Here is a 19,081-nt window from a genome sequence, read left to right on the forward strand (position 1 = left end):
TCAATCCGCTGCAGGTCACGCTCGCTCATCGCAATCAATCCCATCCGCAATCTCCCAGGTCATCAAAACCCGGGGAGAGTGACATTCTTACTTTGCAGGATCAGGACACTTCAACTTTGCGGCTACAACATCTGATCGCATAAGGTATCTTATGGAACTTCGACGCGCCTTACTGCGGGTCGTTCAGAGTGACCCACTGAGCCAGCTTACGCGCCCCTCCATCTCAAGTATGGATTGGGACGCGCAATCTGTTCATAGCATTCTGTTGCCGTGGGAAAACGACTACTGTTGAAGCCCAGGGTAAGCCCAGACACCCGATACACGCATCAGATCCCGGTAGATTACCAACCGTTCGTCAGCGCCCACCTTTGCTGCCTCCTCCTGAGACGGTGCGTCCAGCGCATTCAGTGGCACGACAGTGGTCGGCAAATCACGTTGCGTCAGGGCATCTTCCATGACCGTACGAGCACGGCGCATATGGCTTGAGCTTGTCACCAAAATTACGGTATCGGCCTGGTGCCGCACCAGGAGATTGGCAGCGTTGACAACATTGCCGATCGTATCTTTTGATTTGTCCTCAATGATGATGCGATCACGGCTGATGCCCTTGTCGACCAGCCACTTAGACATGATGTCGCCCTCGGTGACGCCGTTCTTCGGCACTCCGCCACTCACCATCACGAGCGCTGTGGGATTAGCTTCAGCAGCTTTCAATGTCACTTCGAGGCGGTCAAGCAGAGTTTGCTGGGCTGTGCCGTCGTCCGCCAACGCATATCCGAGCGCGACCACCATCACCTTGCCAGGCAGCGTCGGTACATCGAAGTTTGGCTTTTCTGCCATGATCTGCTCTGCGCGGATAAAACGCTTGCGATACACCTCTGCTTGTTCGCGATCGAGCCCTGCGAGAGCTTGATGAGCGAGCGCCACGTTGGTCTCATCGCCACGAATCCGAGCAATGGCCTCCAACCAGCTTTGGGCGTCAAAGGCCGTCGGATCTTTATCGAGGATCCCCTGGAATGTCGTCTGCGCCTCGTCCAGTTTTTTCTGAATGATCTGGGTCGATGCGACGGCGTACTGAAAATCCAGTCGCTCAGGAGCTAACGTCGACGCCTCCTTGAAAGCCGCCTCCACGACATCGTATTTGCCGTGCAGGGTGATCCCCTTGAAGACCTCGGCTTCGGCTTTTTTGACGTCGCCGCCCGACCAGTAATATTGCATGCCCGTGTCGACCAACTGCTTGATGCGGTCGGCATTGGCCTGATCAAAGGCACTGACTGGAACGGCCGAAATAAAGCAGGCCGTTGCTGCCAGGACGCCCAGAATGTAGCGTCTCGCCCTACCCTGCGCGCGTGTGGCAGCTGGTGCGACCTTGATCGGTCCCGTCATGACGGCAAAAATGGATCTCAGCTTCATTTAACTCTCCCAGTTCTCCGCTGACCGGCCGAGCCTACTGACGACCGGATCGAAATGTATTTTCCGTGATCACGACCGAACCGTTACAGCCATAAGAGAGGTCCGGCTCATGTAGTAATACCAACAACCGACCACTTGTCCAGTCAACGGCCATGAATCCCCAAATCATTGGCAGAAGAACCAGAAATAGAAATTATAATACAATATGATACGAAATGTCAGGATGGACGGCCTGGCGGTGTTGGGGACTGAGGGCAAATCGTTGAGTGGTACTGTATTGGTATTTTCACACCAACAGCCAACCTTAATAGGCCAGTATGACAATGGCTTGGGTACTTGGGCCCCGATTGCCTCCATAACCTCCGGGTGTTTCATCTGGAGATGATCAGCGCTTGACTCTGGGCAGGCCTCGAATGACCAAGACTTCGTCACCTTAAACCTGTCGCCGAGGCAGGGGCGCCACCTCACCGCCACCGCATTGCTACGTCGAACGATGCAATCCTGCCTCAGGAACAGGATTGCAGCGCATGCCGTGAGGTGATCTTCCAATCCGCAATCGGGATGCTCTGCGCCGACGCTGCAACGACGACAGAATCGAAAGTGACACTGCGCCCGGTTAACGCGCGCGAAAGTGTTGCAATGGCTGCATCCTTTTCTTCGCCGGATGGAACGCCGTACGCGAGAGAGATATGTGGCGTGAAACTCGTGATGTCCCCTTTTCTAAATACCTCGATCGCGTGTTCCTTCAGTGCCAGGAGGTCTCCTTGCTTGGCAAATGCCGCATAGAGCGATCGATAGAACAGCGTCGTACCGGTGATGTCGGCGACAGCGCACGTAAAGGCCGAGCGCCCTGCGACCACCCGATCAACCAATCGAGCGAGCTCATCGCTTCTTCGCGGCATGTCCTCCACGAGTGTCAGGTGCGGGCAGAACAGGTCCGTCCCGAATTGCGCACTGAGGCTGCTCACGATTCCGCGGAAATAATTGAGGTCACCTGCTGCAGGCATCAGCCAAATCGAATGGTAATCGCTCATGCAAATGAGTTCCTGCAAAGACAGTTGTTCAACCACCAGCCCGGCCACTCTCGAGCGGCTTGACGGTGTTGCGGAAGATCAGCGGCAGATCGAGTTGGCTCACGATCGATGGTGCCCCGGGGTCGTTCAAACGCGCCTCAAGCACACGGATGATTTCGGACGCCAACCTATCGGCATCCTGTTGGAAGGTCGTCAGTCGATAGGCTCCCCAACGCGCCTCGGGCACGTCGTCGAATCCGATCACAGAGAGATCATTGGGGATCGAAACGCCGAGCACGTTTCGGGCATAGTCGATCAAACCGAATGCCATCAGGTCATTGACGCAGAAGACACCTTCGGCGGCCCGCGCCAACAGGGATGAGGCTGCGAGATAGCCACCGTCATAGTCGGTACGATCGGCACGCTCGACAAGGACTTCGAGTCCGAGTTCGCCCGCGCGCTGAATGTAAGCGTGCTCTCGCTCGATCAGGTTCGGGCTGCCGACATGCGACGTAACAAGACCGATGCGGCGCATGCCGCGCACGGCAAATATTTGCACCGCCGTTTCAGCTGCCCGCGCGTTGTTGATGCGTACGTGATCCGGGCCCTCTTCGTTACGGCCAACCGCAATCAGTGGCTGTCCGTTGCGTTGTGCAAGCTCGATAAATGCCTTCGAAGGCATGCCGGACAGGACGATGGTAGCCTCCGCCCGGTAACGCAACAGTGTCGCATGCGAGGCCTGCGAGGCCGTCTCCGACGTATCGGTCGGAATGAGCACCGGGACACGACCGCGCTCGACCAATTGTCGTGATAGTGCCGAGATCTGAAGGGTTCGAAAAGGCGTCTCCGGGTCGGAGGCAATCATGCCGACGAGTTGGCTGCGGTTGGCAAGCAGGCCGCGAGCGAGATCGTTGACTTGGTAGCCGAGTTCTTCGGCCGCCTTCATTACCTTTTCGCGTGTTGCTTTCGACACGCTTGCTCCGTGTGTGAATGTACGCGAGACCGCAGAGCGGGAAACGCCCGCTCTCTCCGCCACTTCGTGCGCACTGATGTAGCGCGGAAGACCGTAGCCTTCCGCGCCATCCGTCCCTTCGTTCATCGCCCCACCTTCGATAACACGTCCGCCCGCAGGAACCGTTCAACAACGAACATGAACGCGATTGAAGGTACCAGCAAGATAAGGGCGGTGATCGACGCTATCTGATAATTGCCACCGGAACCTGCGGTATAAAGCAGAAGCGGCAAGGTAGAAATATCCGGCGCTCCGACGAAATAGGTGCCCGTGAACTCGTCGAGAGATTCCAGGAAGACGAAGATGGCACTGGCGAGCAGGCCGGGCGCGGCGATCGGCAGTGTCACATCGACGAACCCCCTTAGCGCTGACGCTCCCATCGAACGGGCCGCCTCCTCCAGCTCTCTGTCTATGGCCGAAAAGGCGGCCGTCGCAATCCATACCGCATAGACAAGCCCGTGCGTGACATGCACCAAAACGACGCCGAGCACCGTCCCGTTCAACCCGATTTGATAGAAGATACGGGCAATATTGACGTAGACCGGCAGGTTGGGGAAGGCTTGCGGGATCAAGAGGATCAAGAGGATCAGGCCGCGAAACGGCAGCCGAAGCCTCGCGAGCGCATAGCCGGCTGGGATCGCAAGGCCGATCGAAACAACGACCGTCAGCGATGCTATGACGACGCTCATGATGAGCGAGGTCGTCGCATTGCCTCGCGGCGAGAAGACATTCACCCAGTATGAGAAGCCATATTGCAGCGGCAGCGCATGAGGAAAGTACCACCGCTCGGCAACCGCCCAAAGCACAAGGTTTGTCAGCGGTCCGAAGATTGCGAATGCAAGCAATCCCAAACCGAGGCCACGAGGAATCCAGTAAAGATCGAAGCGGCGCTCCATCAGCGGTGCTCCTTCATTGTTTGTCTGAGATAGACCCAGGCGACGGCACTGGTTGTCAGCAAGGAAATCACACCGAGCGCATTGGCCACGCCGTAATCGCCATAGGCGTTGATCCGGAAAGCCATGTTCGCAGTGATCATGGTCGGCGATTGGGCATTGATCATCATCGGCACGGACAGCACCGACATCATGGTGACGAAACTGAGGATAAGTCCCACCATCAATGTCGGCAGCACCTGCGGCAGGATGATCTCCACGAGTATGCGAAGACGCCCAGCGCCCAGGTTTCGCGCGGATTCGATCGTCGATCGGTCGAGCGATGCCATCGCTCCGGCAAGCAGCAGGGTCACGAATGGCGTCTGTTTCCAGACAAAGGCGATGACGATGCCGCGCCAATCAAGGAAACTCATCGTCTGCGATGCGGAGAGGAGCCCGCTTTCAACCAGCATGCTGTTCATCAAGCCGTTTTTAGCGAGAAATGTACGCAGCACCTGACCGACGACGATGAAAGGAACGAAGAGCGGCCACCGATAGAGCCAGCGGAGAATAGCGACGGCGCGCGGGTTCGAACCAAGTGTCAAGTAGCCGCCGATCGCTACCGACAGGAGACCGATGAGCGCGGATGAGAGCGTGACAATGACGAGGGTAAACAGCACGTCGCCGCTGTAAAGTTCGAACGCCTTGACGAAATTGCCCAGTCCGAAGCTGCCCGCAACATCAAACGCACCGGTGATCGAACTGAAGAGTGGCACTATAAACAGCAGCAACACGACGGCCAGGGTCGGCGCGACGAGCAGAAGGCCAATGATATGGATCGGCATGTAATCACCCGATTGCAACTTCGCGGCGCGCCAACAAATGGATCACCGATGGATGAGGTGAAAGGCGTCGCGACGGACCCGCCGCGACGCCGCTGGATCAATTGCCGACTTGGCGCTCGTAGGCCTCCAGGATCGCCTTGTTGTAGGATGCGATCGGGAACGCCTTGCCATTTGCAGCGAGATCCTCGGGCGAAATGTCAGTGAACAGTTTTGCCCATGTTTCCTTGTCGAGCTCGGCTTCGACATGTTTGGCATCGATGCCCGGATACCAGTTGAAGCGCTTAACGATCCCCTCGGCCTGAACCTTCGGGCTCGTCGCGAGATCAACGAACTTTTCAGCGAGTTCCTTGTTCGGGCTCTTGGCCGGGATGACATAGTGCATCGGCTGTCCCGGCATACCCGGCGACGGAAGGACGAGCTTCATTTCCGGCGGCAACTGGCCGCTGGCCTTCCAGGAATAGAACATGTCAACCCAAACCGGACCGATAGCGATCTCGCCGCGGCTCAGCATGTCGAGCGTCCCGGCGTTACCTGGGGTCAGTGTGGCATTGGTGGAGAAGTCCTTGAGTTTGGCAAATGCATCGGACCACTTGGGCGCTTCCGCCTCATCAAAGGGACCGTTGATCAACTTGTCGGCGTCACCGCTGAACGCATAGACCCAACCCATGACAAAGCTGACGCCAGAGGCACCACCCTTGATTCCGTTGTAACCGAACTGCTTGGGATTTTCCTTGGCCCACGTCACCAGCTCTTCGTAGCTCTTCGGAGGGGCGGAAACGAGAGCTGGGTTGTAGGCAAGCGCTGTCTGGCTGTTAAACATGGGCATTACAAAACCATCGACATTCGCACCGAGCGCCATTTTGGCGTTGCCACGCGTCACGAGCGCACCGCTTGCAATCCTGTCCCGGTACTTCTCGAGAAAGCCTTGCTCGACCATCGGGCCTGCAAACTTTTCGTGAACCACCGCAACGTCTGCGTCCCAGGTCGCCGTTCCTGCCTTTGACTGAGCGTCAAACCGTTCAAGGATCTTCTGCGAGCCAGCATCCCCTGGTCCGGTACCGACTGCACGCACGGTATTGCCTGGGTTTTGCGCTTCGAACAGCGGACCGAGGTATTCATTGATATAGTCGACCATGTTCTGATCACCGGCAGTGATAACTGTCAGTTCCGCCGCCATGGGCGACGAGGCGGTTACGCCAAGCACGGCTGCTGCGCTTAGAAATGCTTTCATCACAAAACCTCCCAATGTGTGATTGTCAGTTCGGTATCCCTGGCGATCAGCGCAATGAAATACGAAGATCGCTTCTCCCGAGACCAAACCGGTCTCGCCTTACCTCGTCCGAGAGAGGCCAAGGTCGCCTGCTCCGGTAGTACGGAGGGCTTCCGCCTCCCCCGTTACGCCCTCACGCTAGGTTCGGGCGAATATGAACAGTGACTCTTCGGGAACGCGCACACGAACACTGCTTCCGATCTCAAATCGCTCCTGCGCATCGACAATCACCTTGCTCGCCCCGAGCATGACGACATGCCGCCAAAGACCGCCTGGATAGCTCGATTGTTCGACGAAACCCTTCAAAAACAAGGCACCTGTAGGTGCGGTCGGCGCCTTGCCGTCCGCAGCCTCTAGGTTGATTGCCTCACTGCGAAACCTCGCAATCGCCGGGCCACTGCGGACGGTGTGATGCTTGGCTGAAAGAGATGCGGCACTGTTGTGTGGCCCTTCGGCCAACTCGATCCGGTCGCCACTGACTTGGACGTCAATGTCGATGATATTTTCAGCGCCCATGAATGCGGCCACGAAGTCGGACCCAGGACGATTGTAAACCTCCTGCGGGGTCCCAGCCTGCGCTATCTCACCACCGTTCATGATGACGATCCGATCAGCCATCACCATGGCTTCCTCGCGATCATGGGTTACGTGTACCGCCGTGATACCGAGCCGCCGTTGCAAGGCACTGATCTCATGGCGGACCGTTAGCCGGATGCGTGCATCGAGGTTGGACAATGGCTCATCGAGGAGCAGGATTTCAGGGTTGATCGCCAGCGCTCGGCCGAGCGCCACGCGCTGCCGCTGTCCCCCAGAAAGCGCCGCCGGTTTACGCTGACCGAGCGCTTCGAGCCCCAGGAGTGCCTTCATCTCAGCCACACGCGCTGCCGCTGCTGCAGTCGACATCCGCCTGAGCTTGAGCCCATAGCCGATATTCTGATCCACTGTCATATGCGGCCACAGCGCGTAGGACTGAAACACCAAAGCCATGCCGCGCTTGTCCGGCGGCTGACGGGTGACGTCACGTCCGGCTACTTTTATCGCGCCCGCAGCCGGAGCGTTGAAGCCGGCGATTGTGCGCAAGAGAGTGGTTTTGCCGCAGCCCGACGAACCGAGGAGTGCAACAAATTCACCCTTGGCAACCGAGAGATTGATCCCTTTCAGGACTTCCACTTCGCCGTAGCGAACGCGCGTCTCAGCAATCTCCAGAAATCCACCCATAGTCCCCTCCCAAGGTCGGCTAAGCAGAACCGTTGCACAGCCGTGCAAACACATCAAAACACCAACGCCTGTAGTGCGCAAGAGGAATAACGCCAATGCGAAGTATTTTCGTTTCGCGGCATTCCGCCTGAAGCTGACATGCGCCCTCGCAGAGGCGAGCGTCGATTGACGCCGCAAAGGCGCTCCCTAAAGGCAATTTTTCTCGGGCGTTGCACAAAGCAGCCGAGACACGATCCTCACACGCCATCACTTGCAGCGAGAACCAATCGAGACAGGAGAATTAGTCGAGATAACCGCTTCTAGCCGGCCTGCTGCACCTCAGCACGACCTTCGTCCTCGCAACGATCTTCACTTTCGGCAAGCGCAATGCCGGTTGCGCAACTAAGCACCGCCGCGATCCGGGGAGCGGATGCAAGGACCGGACCTCCCGTCTCGATCGTTCCAAGCTCCAAAAATGGGCAGACGCGACCGCCCGCCTCCTCAACCAATAAGAGCCCGGCCAAGCAATCCCAGCTATTCATATGGATTTCGGCATAACCGTCACTTCGTCCATCTGCGACATAGGCCAGACCAAGCGCCCCAGAACCGGCTCGGCGGGCATTGAAGCCTGCGTCGAGCAAGGCATCAAGCACCCTCATGTATGAGATGTTTGGCACACGTGCCGACCAGCCGAACTCGATCGATGCAACTTCCGGAACAGACGTCTGAGCAGCCTGGATTGGTCGATCGTTCAAGGTCGCTCCCATCCCGCGTCGCGCGAAATACATCTCCTCTAGCGACGGATTGTAGATCGCTCCTATTTCAGTTCGCCCCTGCGAGACGAAGGCAATGGAGATGCAGAAATGCGGAATGTTGCGAGCAAAATTTGCCGTGCCATCAATTGGATCGACGACCCAAATATTGTCACCTGAGTGACCTCCGGTCTCTTCGCCGAAGAAAGCGTCTTCAGGATACTCTGCCGCCAATTGTTGACGGATAAACGCTTCGCACAACGCGTCGGTCTCTGTCAGATAGTCCTGCGGCCCCTTGATCTCTATCTGCCTCGACGCGCCGAACCCTTGCATGACGAGTTCGCCAGCCGATTGAATGAGACCTCGCAAGAAAACTGCCCGCGATTCAAGTCTGTTGGAAATTGCGCTCATCGCCGCTTACTCTTACCTACAACTCAGAATGCGAATATCTGCACAGCTGTGCATTGGAAGTCAAGGACCACTGTGGGCTGCCGTGGTGGACATGGCAGTGCACCAAAGAGGCTTTCCAGATTCGAAGCGTAGCGGGCAGACAGCGGATCGCCGCTGAACTGCGGCGCGTTGGATCGAGGAGACGGGGCGTGTGATGGATATCGTCGATGGCTCAACGTCGACCACAGAAATGAAGAACGTTGGTCAGGACCACATTCTGGAAAAGCCCGCCAATCTCAAGTTCGGTGATCAGGTCCGTTCCTAACCCAATCAGTTAACCGCTGGTCGATCGCGGAAATAATGTGATCGACCGGCAAAGACTTTGCCGGCACTTTTGACGATGTACTGTGGCGAATTTTGCCCTCATGGGTCTCGGGCTGTTCACGATTCTATGCGGCCTGTTCCAATTCGCGCGGGCAGGCGTAGCAGAAGCGCCGCCGCGTGGACCAGCTTACGTCGACCAAGGTATCGGAAGTGCCTCAATGAGGTATAGATTGGCGTTGCCGCGCTTTCTAATATTCCCGGGCGTGGCTTCCCCGCCAACGCGACGTCGCACGCCTTCGCGACGAGGGCGGCGCCCGCTTGCCGCCAAGCGATGGGCGCCGCCCACCTCTTCAAGGCAGATCTGCAATGTGACCGCAGCCAGGGTTCGCTACGATGGCTGTGAACCTGGCGCTGGGCGTGATCAGCGATGCTGCCGATAACTTAACGTCATCCTCCGGGGAAAGCGGGGTGGCGATGAACGCGGCCATTAGTGCATGCGAGCATATCGAGGCGCATGGATATACCGGGGTCTCCAGAGACGCTACAATCGCGTTTGGGTGCGGGGCGTCGAAAGAGCACAGAGAAGGCTATGCATAAGTTCACCGTCACTATCAACGAAGAGTTCGCGGCTGATACCGCCGAGGAGGCTGCCTTGCTCATGTATCAGGAGCTGACCAATCGGCCGCCGCCTCTGTCCTATTCGGTCACAGATGAGGCAAAGATCACCACTGCCCTCACGCTGGATCGGAAAAAGGCCGACGAGTTTGCCAGTGTCGATCACACCGCCGACCCCGGCAACTGGTGACGCACAGCTCGCCCGGAGGAGAGTAATCGGCGTCCTTCATTGAACGTTGAATGCGTATCGATCAATCGACGGCTGACGCAACGCTTGCGAATGCGATGAGTTGGAGAGCTTGACGGCGCATGCGCTTGGATCGCTCCTGAGTGTGGACGCCTTTCGAAGGCAATCGAAAGATGTGGAAACCGCTGTCGATCGCGTTGTCCTGTCAGGGTCAGGGTGAAATGTTTCGCATGGAGCGCCGAGGCATCTGAGTCGCATCGTCAAGCAAAGGTCCGAGACAGATCCATTGGCCGCAAATCGACCGGCCGCCTCCTCAACCCGCCGCCGCAAGCATCAGTAAAATATAGGAGGACTGCATATTGGCCGCAGCCACGTTTCACCCGAATGTCATGAGGCCCAACGGCATTTCCTCGCAGATTGCGGCAATTTCTATCTGCAGCCTATCTGCCTTGACCGCGATTTATTATGTCGCACCGGCGCCCAGTTTGCCTTGGAGCGACGCTTCCGTGGAACTCGCGCCTGATACCGACCCTTCAAAAGGCACGGTTGCCCCGAGCCCTCCAAAGTTCGAGATTGTGTTCAGCGACGGCGATCGCGGGCTGATGGTCTATGGCGGATATGTCTATGTCGTCCGACTCGGTGACAAGCTGCCTGATGGTCGCCGGGCGATAGGGTTCGAAAAGCGGGAAGGAAGTTGGTCCGCAATGACACTCTAGGACGCGTTTCCGACGTCGCCTTTGTGGATGTTAATGGATTGTTAACGCTCACGGAAGGCGCACGGGCCCTGCCCTCCCCGGTGCCATTGCCTGTCATGGCGAACTGGCGCAACCCTTTCGTTAAGGACTTGTAAACCAGTGTTTTTGGGTGGTGCATGATGATGAACGAAACTTTTTACAATGGCGTGCCGGAGATCGAAACCGGCCCTGTTCCATTAGAAAGCGCCCCGATTGGCGAACATGCCGTACAGGGCATCCCGCTTGTCATCGAGGTAGTCCTTGGCCGCAGCAGGCTGACTGTGGCCCAGCTTTCCAAGCTGCATCGGGATGATCACATAGATCTCGATACAAATTTTGGAGACCCGGTCGACCTCAAGGTCAATGGCACGGTCATTGGCCGAGGTGAGATCGTTTTCAACGAATCCAAGACCGCCATCGGCGTGAAGATCGTAGAGATTTCTCACGGCAGGCGCCGGTAATTGAAATCGCCCGGTTTCAGCCGTGAAACCAGCCATGCCGCAAATGCAATATTCGGTTGTATTTCGAACAAGTATGGCAGGACTGGAACGAACGCCGAATGGGCAAGGCGTAGCAGTGTCAGCCTGTTGCCGTCGCCAGGGGCACGGCCTTACCGAGGTCGTCGCCCATCAAACAGGACTCGAGACGTAACAAGAGCGCCGCGAGCTTTTCCCACGGCGTCTCGGTTGGCCACTTGTGGACGCCTGGTACCCGATCCTATCGAAGCGGCAGGGCCACCGGGCGGATTGGCGCCGCATCCGCGCCGCGGAATTTCAAGGACGCGCCGACAAATGCGAACTCATAGATGCGATCCTTCGACAACCCTTCGAGATTGACGAGCTCGATGATCGGCGCGCCCTGCTGGGCGAGCAGATAGGTGTGCACCGGAATGTAATTGTTCTCAGTTTCGGCAGGAAACGCCTCGAAGCTGAGGTTGTCGGCACCCACCACCATGGCGCCGCCATCCTCGACCAGGAACTTCGCCGCGTCGATGCTCAGCCCCGGAGGGTTGTTCATGTAGGCCGATGCGTTGTCGTAATGCTGCATGCGCCCGGTGCGGATGAGCACGACATCGCCCTGCTTCAGTTTCACGCCTTGGCGGTCGAGCGCCTGCTGCAGATCCTTGCGCGTCACCCGATAGTTGTCCGGCAACATCTGCATGCCCTTGGCTGCAGCGACATCGACCATGACCCCGCGCGCAATGATCGGCGGCAGCTTCTCGGCGCCTGTGACAGTCCAGCCCTGGTCGCCAAGGTATTCGGTGGCGGCATAACCGTTCCAGATCTTGCCGTTCAAGCCAAAATGATTGAGTGCATCGATATGTGTGCCCATGTGTGCATACATCGACACGGCCGAGCCTGTGTAGCTGACATGCTCGTTCATCTCCTTGCCGACTTTCATCGGGTCGGAAACGGCGGTGCCATGCGGTGTGTGGGTCATCCACATCTGGTATGGCGGATCGCCCGCCGCCTCCCAGCTTGGCATGCCGATGAAATACTCCACCGCTAGATCGTAGGACCTGCCTCCATCAATCCGCGAGAGGATCGCAGTGCGGGATTCCGGCGTGATCAGATTGAGGCGCCCGATCTCATCCTTTGGCCCCCAGGGGCTCTTGCCGACCTCTTGTGCGAGAGCCGCATTGCCAACGAGGCCGGCGATGAGGGAGGCAGCCAAGGCGCGGCTGAGAACTTTCGTATCGAACATGATGAACTCCTTCTTCTCGCTTTCCCTGAAATCGGGAAGCTGGGTCCACCTTATTGCTAGCCCCATCGCGAATAATCGGCGACAGTCAGAAAACATAATTTACTCAGGAGAAAATATGGATCTGTTGGCCGCCATGCGCTCGTTCCGTCGCGTCATCGAGTTGCAGAGCTTCAGCAAGGCGGCCGAAGAGCAGCAACAATCGAATGCGTCGATCAGCAAGCAAATCCGGCAGCTCGAGGCGCGGCTCGGCACAGTGCTGATCGTGCGCACAACGCGCCGCATGAGCCTCTCGGAAAGTGGACGCAGCTATTTCACCGAATGTTGCAGGCTGCTCGACGAGCTCGACGATCTCGAGCGGAAGACATCCGGGGAAACCGGCGAAATCAATGGCCGGCTCCGGATCAATGCTCCCCTGTCTTTCGGACTGACCGTTCTCGCACCGATGCTTGCCCGCTTCATGATGCTTCACCCGCAATTGAAGGTGGATATGACGCTCGATGACCACGTGCTCGACGTCGTCTCCGAGGGCTTCGACGTTTCCATCCGCGTGCGCGCGACGCTTACGGATTCATCCTTGATTGCCAGGCGGCTTGGTGAAGTCGAGCAATTCATCTGTGCAGCGCCTGCCTATCTCTCGGCAAATGGCACCCCGACCGAGGTCAGCGATCTCAAGCATCATCATTGCCTCGCCTACCGGCTTGCCGACCAACCGGGGAGCTGGGTGCTGGAAGGTCCCGATGGGACGACAAGCATCGAATTGCCCGCGCGTTTCGTCGCGGACAATAGTCTAATGTTGTGTCAGATGATCCAATCCGGCATCGGCATCGGTGCCTTGCCGTCCTTCATCGCCAACCCGCCGCTTGATGGCGGCAAGCTCGTGCGGATTTTGCCGCAGCAAAAACTTGCCCGGCGCAGCATCTACGCGGTCTACCCGACCAACCGCCTTCTGCAGTCAAAAGTGAAGGTTTTTACCGAATTTCTAGCCGGCGAGCTACGGAAAGCCGGTTTCTAGACCAGGCTTTTAGCTGACGGGCAAAGTGATCAGCATCGGCCCCTTACGACCTCCTACCATCGCCATCTCTAAAACTGGACGCCATGGCGCGCGGTGCAGCCAGTGCCTCACACCGGCGATCACGCAATTTTGCAATGCCGGGCCTCGCCTCCGCCGCGCTTCGACCGATAATGAGTGGAAACGAACCGGAAATCCGCCGATGCGCAATGCGATACTCAGGGCCGCACAAACCCCGATCCTGCTGGCGTTCATATCCGTGAGCGCCTTTGCGACCGACGTGCCTCGGTCGGGCGATCCGGTCTTCGACCGCGTCATCACGTTGGTGAATTCGGAGTTTCACGACGAAAATGCGCTCGATCGCTTCAACGCCGCGGCAAAAAAAGAAATCGAAAGCGCGGCACCCGCGCTGTCCACGACGGGTTCCACGGCCCGCGTGGATGCGGCTATCGAAACGGCGCTGGCCAGCCTGCAAGCCTCCCACAATGGCCGTTTCAAATCGGACACGATTGCGTACTTCGAGTTGAGCGACATCTTCCGCTTCGCTATCCGTGATGACCTGCGTCGGTTGTTTCCGCCCGATGGAGAAGTGAGCTACGCCGGCATCGGCATGGTCACGCAGTTGATAGGCGATGTCCGGTTCGTGACCGATGTCTATGATGGTTCTCCGGCAGCAAAGGCCGGGATCGTCATGGGCGACGAGATCCTTGCCGTCGATGGTAAGCCCTATCGTGAGATCGCCTCCTTTCAAGGCAAGGTCGGGCAATCGGTTGACATCCGTCTCCGCCGCAGGGCCGATGCGGCGCCGATAGGCGTCAAGGTTGCGGTCGAACGGCTGCGTCCGCTCCCAACATTCGAAAAGGCGATCGAAAACAGCGTCGCAGTGAGCGAACGGGACGGGCAAAAGATCGGCTATGTGAGGTTCTGGACCCTCTCGACGCGCGATGGGCTTGATATCGTGGAGCGCGAGCTTTCGACCGGTCGCCTGAGCAATGTCGACGGGGTGATCGTCGACCTCCGCGGGCGCTGGGGCGGTGGCGCTGCGGACGCCGCCGAACTATTCGTCGGCGACACGCCGTCGTTCCGATTGATCCCGCGGCGCGGAAAGGACACGCTGGCAAATGTTCGCTGGCGCGGTCCGGTGGTGGCGCTGGTCGATGAGGGCACCCGCAGCGGGCTCGAGCTTTTCGCCTACGCGCTGAAGATCAATGGCATTCCGCTTGTGGGCGAGCGGACCGCCGGCGCGCTGTTGGCTGGCCGCGCCTATACATTGCCCGACGACAGCCTCCTTGAAATTGCCGTTTCCGATGCGGTCATCGACGACAATGTTCGGCTGGAAGGAAACGGGATCGCCCCGGACATTCGCGTCGCCCTGCCCCTCGCCTATGCCGCCGGCCGAGATCCGCAACGGGAAGCCGCAGTCTCGGAGATGCTTCGGCTTCTGGCCGACGGCACCTCGGACCGCATCGTCACGCCACGTCAACCGTCGCTGACGCGGTGACAACGAACGTGACGCCCTGGGGTTTGCGGGCCATTCAGGCAGCTGCGCTCGCCCGGACGATTTCCCGGCCAAGCCGGACGACCTCGTCGACGAGCAACTTCAAGTCCTGGCGTCTGGTGCGGTGATTGTTGATCGCGACCCTCAGACAGTGTTCTCCATGCACGGTCGTGTCTGAAAGCCCCCGCCGTGTCCTCGTCCGCCTTTATCTTCGTGTTCCCGTGACAATCGTCGCAGTAGAACGTAACTCGACCTTGTTGCCGCGCATGGACTGACGCGCCAAATCAAGAACCTCATTTTTGATCGCCTCATGCGTCGCGGCGTCCGCCTGAGCCAGCCCCGCGACCACGGGCGCCGCTATTTCGGTCATGAAGGTCCAATACCGTTCGGGAGACTCGTGCACCATCATCGTTGAGATCTCCCGCTCATCGACATCTTGCAAACCCGCGTCGGCGAATGCCGCCGACATTATGCCCGCGGCTGCGCAACGAAACAGGCCGGGCGCGCCGGGCATCGGCGCGGGCAAAGTCACGTGCCGCGCGATCGTTGCCATTATTGTCGTCGCCCAGGGATTTTTTTCAGGCCCGCTCCAAACAGCAGCACAAACACGCGCGCCAGGTTTCGCGACACGACTGAATTGTCGCGCCGCCGCGCCGACATCCGGGAAAAACATGAACCCGAACCGGCATAGTACTGCGTCGAAGGATTTATCGGCAAAAGGCAGACTGCCGGCGTCGCATATCTCGGTCGTGAAATTGCTGAGACCGCGATGTCGGGCATTCTCGGCGGCCACCTGGAGCATGCGCTCGGACAGGTCTGTTACCGTCACTCGACCATTCGGGACCAAAGCGGCAGCCGTTAACCCCGGTTCGCCGGTGCCAGCCGCGACATCGAGAACATGGTCACCATCCCTAAGCTTGGCCTGGTGGATCATTGCATCGCCGAACGGAGCGAGCCAGCCCAGAACCAGTTCGTCCCATTTCTGCCAGCCGGTTGAAAACCGGTCCCAGATATCCTTCTGCTGCTCACGGATGTGGTCGAGATTGTTGGACATGCACGTTCCTCCCGTGGATGCGCTCTCGTGTCTCATCGATCGGAACTATGAACCCTCTTTATATGGATACAATCAGTTTCATGCCTTTTGGGGCGCGTGCCGCACTGTCGTCCCTTGTTGAATTGAGTTTTGCAGCCCGAATGCTGTTGCTTGGGCAACAGGGGCCACCCAAATTGCCTTCTGCTGATTTGGATAACGACAATCGGCGCTAGGGAGACCGGGCTCGGCAGGCTATATTTCCCCTGTGGAGATCGTGACGGAGAGATTCGCATCGATGCCGAACCCAACAAACGGCAAGAACAATGGTCGGGTAGAGGCCAACGACGAACAACCCCTTAGCGCCCAGTTACGGATGATGCATGCAGCCTTCATGGCTTCGCCACTCCGAAACCGGATCATCTGGCTCGCCCTTGGTATCCTGACCGTCATCGTCACCACTGCCTTCGGTCAGATCATCCTCAATCGATGGTACAAGCCGTTCTACGACACGCTGGAAAGACGTGACCTCCCGGCCTTCCTGCACCAGCTCGTTGTCTTCGCCCAGATCGCCGGAGCTTTGCTCGTTCTCAATGTTCTGCAGACATGGCTCGGCCAGCTTGTTCGGCTGAAGCTCCGCGAGGGCCTGACACTCGATCTCATCCACGAATGGATGAAGCCGGCGCGCGCGTTCCGGCTGGCGAATGCAGGCGCCATCGGCATCAATCCAGACCAGCGCATACACGAGGATGCACGCCATCTGTCAGATCTCTCCGCCGGGCTGACGATTGGGCTGATCCAATCCGGCATCCTGCTCGCCGGCTTCATCGGCGTGCTCTGGTCGCTGTCGGACGGCTTCGTCTTTCACATCTCGGGCATGGCCATCAACATCCCCGGTTACATGGTCTGGGCTGCCATTCTCTACGCGGGCACGGCGTCATGGCTGAGCTGGCTCGTCGGGCGGCCATTGGTCAAGCTCAACGGCGAACACTACGCACGCGAGGCGTCGCTGCGCTTCTCGCTGATGCGCATCAACGAACACATCGAGGCGGTCTCGCTGTCATCGGGCGAGACGAACGAGAAACGCCGGTTGCAGGCAGATCTGGCGTCCGTTCTGGAGATCAGCCAGAGCCTGCTGCTCGCCGTTACGCGGCTGACCTGGGTGACGGCCGGTTATGGCTGGATCACCGTTGTCGCACCGATCGTCATCGCCTCGCCGGTCTATTTTGCCGGCGATCTCAGCTTCGGCGGCCTGATGATGGCCGTAGGCGCCTTCAACCAGGTGCACGCATCGCTGCGCTGGTTCGTCGACAACATCGGTGCCATTGCCGACTGGCGCGCGACATTGATGCGCGTCGCCGCGTTCCGCTCAGCCCTGCTCGTCGTCGACGACCGGCATGAAGGCGACAAGCGCATCGAGTTCGTTACGGCTGATGGACCGCAGATGATGTTCGATCATATCGAGATTGTCTCGGCCGCCGGCTGCATCAAGCTTTCGGAGCCCAATGTCACCATCAATCCTGGTGAACGCGTGCTTGTCACCGGTGCGGCGGAGGTGGAAAAAGCGCCCTTCTTCCGCGCCATTGCAGGTCTCTGGCCCTGGGGGCATGGCCGCATCTCGCTGCCGATCGATGATGGCCTCGCCTTCGTTCCCCGCTCGCCGTATTTTGCGCCGGGCACGCTGGAAGAGGTGCTTGCCTACCCGAAGACGCCAGACAGCTTCAAGAACGGCGAACTTAGCGGCGTGCTTTCCAAGGTCGGCCTTGGCCGCCTCGCCGATCGTCTCGACCAGGACATGCGCAAGAAGCTCAATCTGAGCGAGGTCGAGATGCGTCTTCTGGCGATCGCCCGCCTTGGTCTGCACAAACCGCGGTGGCTGATCATCGACGAGGCGTTGGATACACTAGAAGACGATGCCTATCGCAAGGTGATGACGTTCCTCGACCAGGAAATGGGGAAGGCGGCAATCGTCAACATCGGGCGCAGGGAACGCGCCAACGGCTTCTTCACCCGCGTGCTGGAACTCGAAAAGGACGCCGCCGGCGGTTCGTTGCGTCTGATCCGGCCAAAGAGCCTGCGCCCCACCAATCCACAACTTGTCGATTGACAGCGCTCGCGCTGAAGGCGGGAGTGATACCGGTAGGGGGCGAAACCCTAAGCGCCATGGCGACGCTCACACGACGGGGATATGGCCGGTTTCGCCACACAACAGTCGTTGGAAAAGCACCTTTCAGACGGCAGAGTGCAACCCTTTGCTGCCCCTCAGTCGTACCGTCCTGTACGTCGGGATCGCGCCCACGGCCTTTTCTCATGGGGTCGGGATCTCCGTTGAAGCCCCCCAAAGAAACGTCGCAAAATCGCCAGCCTGGTTGCCCGTCCACCTTAGATGCCTCCTGGAATTTAGATGTTCCTTGAGATCAGTGCATTTTTTCCTCACAGGCTGGGCACTGGCACATCGAACGTTCGTCCTATATCTTTCATTCACCGGTTGCAGGCCACCGCGCCGGCGCCAATTGGAGCCATCCGAGCCGCGTTCGATTCCATAACCCGCAGGGACGATAAGTATGCCGACACGTGCCACACTGAAAGAACCGCGCGCTGAAGGGAGACGTAAAGACTCCCGGCTCGAAACATTGCTGTTCCGTCTGGAGGCTCAGCACATCTGCCTCGAATGGGCCTTCCGAGAAATAGCCGACCGTCCGGGCATTGTGTTCGAGATGGGGCTGGGTCACGGTCGTACCTACGACCACTTGCGCATCCATCTCCCGGAGCGCGAGATCTATGTTCTGGATCGCGAGATCGACTGTTTCGCCGACTGCACGCCGCCAGAGAACTATTTGCTGCTTGGCGACATCGAGGATACGCTTGGTGCCGCTGCCACCCGCTTTGACAGACAGGTCATCCTGGCGCATGCGGATATGGGTTCATATGTCAACGCGAACAATATTGCGACAAGCGCCAAACTGAGCCGATGCCTCCCGGCAGTCCTTGCGCCGCATGCCATCGTCCTGTCCGATTTGCCGCTCGAACTGGCGGGGACGCGTTCGCTACCGCTTCCGCCGGGCGCGCGCAAAGACAAGTATTTTCTCTACGTCAATGGACCGTGGTGATCCGCTGGCGTGCCGCTACGGGAAAACGTTGACTGCGCCGGCCGCAACGAGGACGAGAGTCAGGAGCGAGATCGCGCTTTTGTCCTCCTGACCGCCGAATATCTTT

Annotated in this window: 17 protein-coding genes; 7 read left to right on the plus strand and 10 right to left on the minus strand. The window is 58.5% G+C overall.

Annotated elements, in window-relative coordinates; translation table 11 throughout:
• Nucleotides 1–282 precede the first annotated feature (282 nt).
• From IB264_RS29760 to IB264_RS29795, 8 genes are all read right to left on the minus strand, one after another.
• On the minus strand, nucleotides 283–1,413 hold the full coding sequence (locus IB264_RS29760; protein ID WP_246811853.1) for a YdcF family protein: 1,131 nt from the start codon (nucleotides 1,411–1,413) through the stop codon (nucleotides 283–285).
• A 506-nt stretch (nucleotides 1,414–1,919) separates the two neighbouring features.
• Nucleotides 1,920–2,447, minus strand: coding sequence for a 2'-5' RNA ligase family protein (locus IB264_RS29765; RefSeq protein WP_192434675.1), 528 nt, complete (start codon nucleotides 2,445–2,447; stop codon nucleotides 1,920–1,922).
• 28 nt (nucleotides 2,448–2,475) lie between these two features.
• The gene (locus IB264_RS29770; protein ID WP_192434677.1) at nucleotides 2,476–3,525 is read right to left on the minus strand and encodes a LacI family DNA-binding transcriptional regulator; all 1,050 of its coding nucleotides are present in this window, start codon (nucleotides 3,523–3,525) and stop codon (nucleotides 2,476–2,478) included.
• Entirely contained in the window at nucleotides 3,522–4,334 is an 813-nt protein-coding gene (locus IB264_RS29775) for an ABC transporter permease (protein WP_192434679.1), read from the minus strand. Before IB264_RS29775 ends, IB264_RS29770 begins: the two co-directional genes overlap by 4 nt.
• On the minus strand, nucleotides 4,334–5,155 hold the full coding sequence (locus tag IB264_RS29780) for an ABC transporter permease (protein WP_192434681.1): 822 nt from the start codon (nucleotides 5,153–5,155) through the stop codon (nucleotides 4,334–4,336). The genes IB264_RS29775 and IB264_RS29780 overlap by 1 nt, the downstream gene beginning before the upstream one ends.
• Before the next feature lie 97 nt (nucleotides 5,156–5,252).
• Nucleotides 5,253–6,386: an extracellular solute-binding protein gene (locus tag IB264_RS29785; protein WP_192434683.1), complete on the minus strand. Its 1,134-nt coding sequence runs from the start codon at nucleotides 6,384–6,386 to the stop codon at nucleotides 5,253–5,255.
• 177 nt (nucleotides 6,387–6,563) lie between these two features.
• Nucleotides 6,564–7,643: an ABC transporter ATP-binding protein gene (locus IB264_RS29790; RefSeq protein ID WP_192434685.1), complete on the minus strand. Its 1,080-nt coding sequence runs from the start codon at nucleotides 7,641–7,643 to the stop codon at nucleotides 6,564–6,566.
• A 299-nt stretch (nucleotides 7,644–7,942) separates the two neighbouring features.
• Nucleotides 7,943–8,785, minus strand: coding sequence for an inositol monophosphatase (locus IB264_RS29795; protein WP_192434688.1), 843 nt, complete (start codon nucleotides 8,783–8,785; stop codon nucleotides 7,943–7,945).
• Between the two features lie 892 nt (nucleotides 8,786–9,677).
• Between IB264_RS29795 and IB264_RS29800 the strand changes: the two genes are divergently transcribed.
• The 3 genes from IB264_RS29800 (at nucleotide 9,678) to IB264_RS35665 (ending at nucleotide 11,085) form a co-directional block, all read left to right on the plus strand.
• A complete protein-coding gene (locus IB264_RS29800) occupies nucleotides 9,678–9,893 on the plus strand; it encodes a hypothetical protein (protein ID WP_192434690.1) in 216 nt (71 codons plus the stop codon).
• 356 nt (nucleotides 9,894–10,249) lie between these two features.
• Nucleotides 10,250–10,606, plus strand: coding sequence for a hypothetical protein (locus tag IB264_RS29805; RefSeq protein WP_057206424.1), 357 nt, complete (start codon nucleotides 10,250–10,252; stop codon nucleotides 10,604–10,606).
• A gap of 161 nt (nucleotides 10,607–10,767) precedes the next feature.
• Nucleotides 10,768–11,085, plus strand: a complete 318-nt coding sequence (locus tag IB264_RS35665; RefSeq protein WP_051509231.1) for a FliM/FliN family flagellar motor switch protein — start codon at nucleotides 10,768–10,770, stop codon at nucleotides 11,083–11,085.
• Nucleotides 11,086–11,341: 256 nt separating this feature from the next.
• Here IB264_RS35665 and IB264_RS29815 read toward each other — a convergent pair whose 3' ends face one another.
• On the minus strand, nucleotides 11,342–12,328 hold the full coding sequence (locus tag IB264_RS29815; protein WP_192434692.1) for a cyclase family protein: 987 nt from the start codon (nucleotides 12,326–12,328) through the stop codon (nucleotides 11,342–11,344).
• Nucleotides 12,329–12,443: 115 nt separating this feature from the next.
• Here IB264_RS29815 and IB264_RS29820 point away from each other — a divergent pair, with 115 nt between their 5' ends.
• Both IB264_RS29820 and IB264_RS29825 read left to right on the plus strand, forming a co-directional pair.
• Nucleotides 12,444–13,340: a LysR family transcriptional regulator gene (locus IB264_RS29820; protein ID WP_192434694.1), complete on the plus strand. Its 897-nt coding sequence runs from the start codon at nucleotides 12,444–12,446 to the stop codon at nucleotides 13,338–13,340.
• Between the two features lie 199 nt (nucleotides 13,341–13,539).
• Nucleotides 13,540–14,838, plus strand: a complete 1,299-nt coding sequence (locus IB264_RS29825) for a S41 family peptidase (protein WP_192434696.1) — start codon at nucleotides 13,540–13,542, stop codon at nucleotides 14,836–14,838.
• A gap of 202 nt (nucleotides 14,839–15,040) precedes the next feature.
• Here IB264_RS29825 and IB264_RS29830 read toward each other — a convergent pair whose 3' ends face one another.
• Nucleotides 15,041–15,889 (minus strand): class I SAM-dependent methyltransferase, encoded by an 849-nt coding sequence (locus IB264_RS29830; protein ID WP_192434698.1) that lies wholly within the window; start codon nucleotides 15,887–15,889, stop codon nucleotides 15,041–15,043.
• 274 nt (nucleotides 15,890–16,163) lie between these two features.
• Here IB264_RS29830 and IB264_RS29835 point away from each other — a divergent pair, with 274 nt between their 5' ends.
• Both IB264_RS29835 and IB264_RS29840 read left to right on the plus strand, forming a co-directional pair.
• Complete coding sequence (locus IB264_RS29835) at nucleotides 16,164–17,972, plus strand: ABC transporter ATP-binding protein/permease (RefSeq protein WP_038578250.1); 1,809 nt, start codon at nucleotides 16,164–16,166, stop codon at nucleotides 17,970–17,972.
• A gap of 457 nt (nucleotides 17,973–18,429) precedes the next feature.
• Nucleotides 18,430–18,975, plus strand: a complete 546-nt coding sequence (locus tag IB264_RS29840) for a class I SAM-dependent methyltransferase (RefSeq protein WP_063963247.1) — start codon at nucleotides 18,430–18,432, stop codon at nucleotides 18,973–18,975.
• The last annotated feature ends 106 nt before the right edge of the window (nucleotides 18,976–19,081 follow it).

It is taken from the genome of Ensifer sp. ENS11 (assembly GCF_014851895.1).
GTDB classification, from domain to species: domain Bacteria; phylum Pseudomonadota; class Alphaproteobacteria; order Rhizobiales; family Rhizobiaceae; genus Ensifer; species Ensifer canadensis.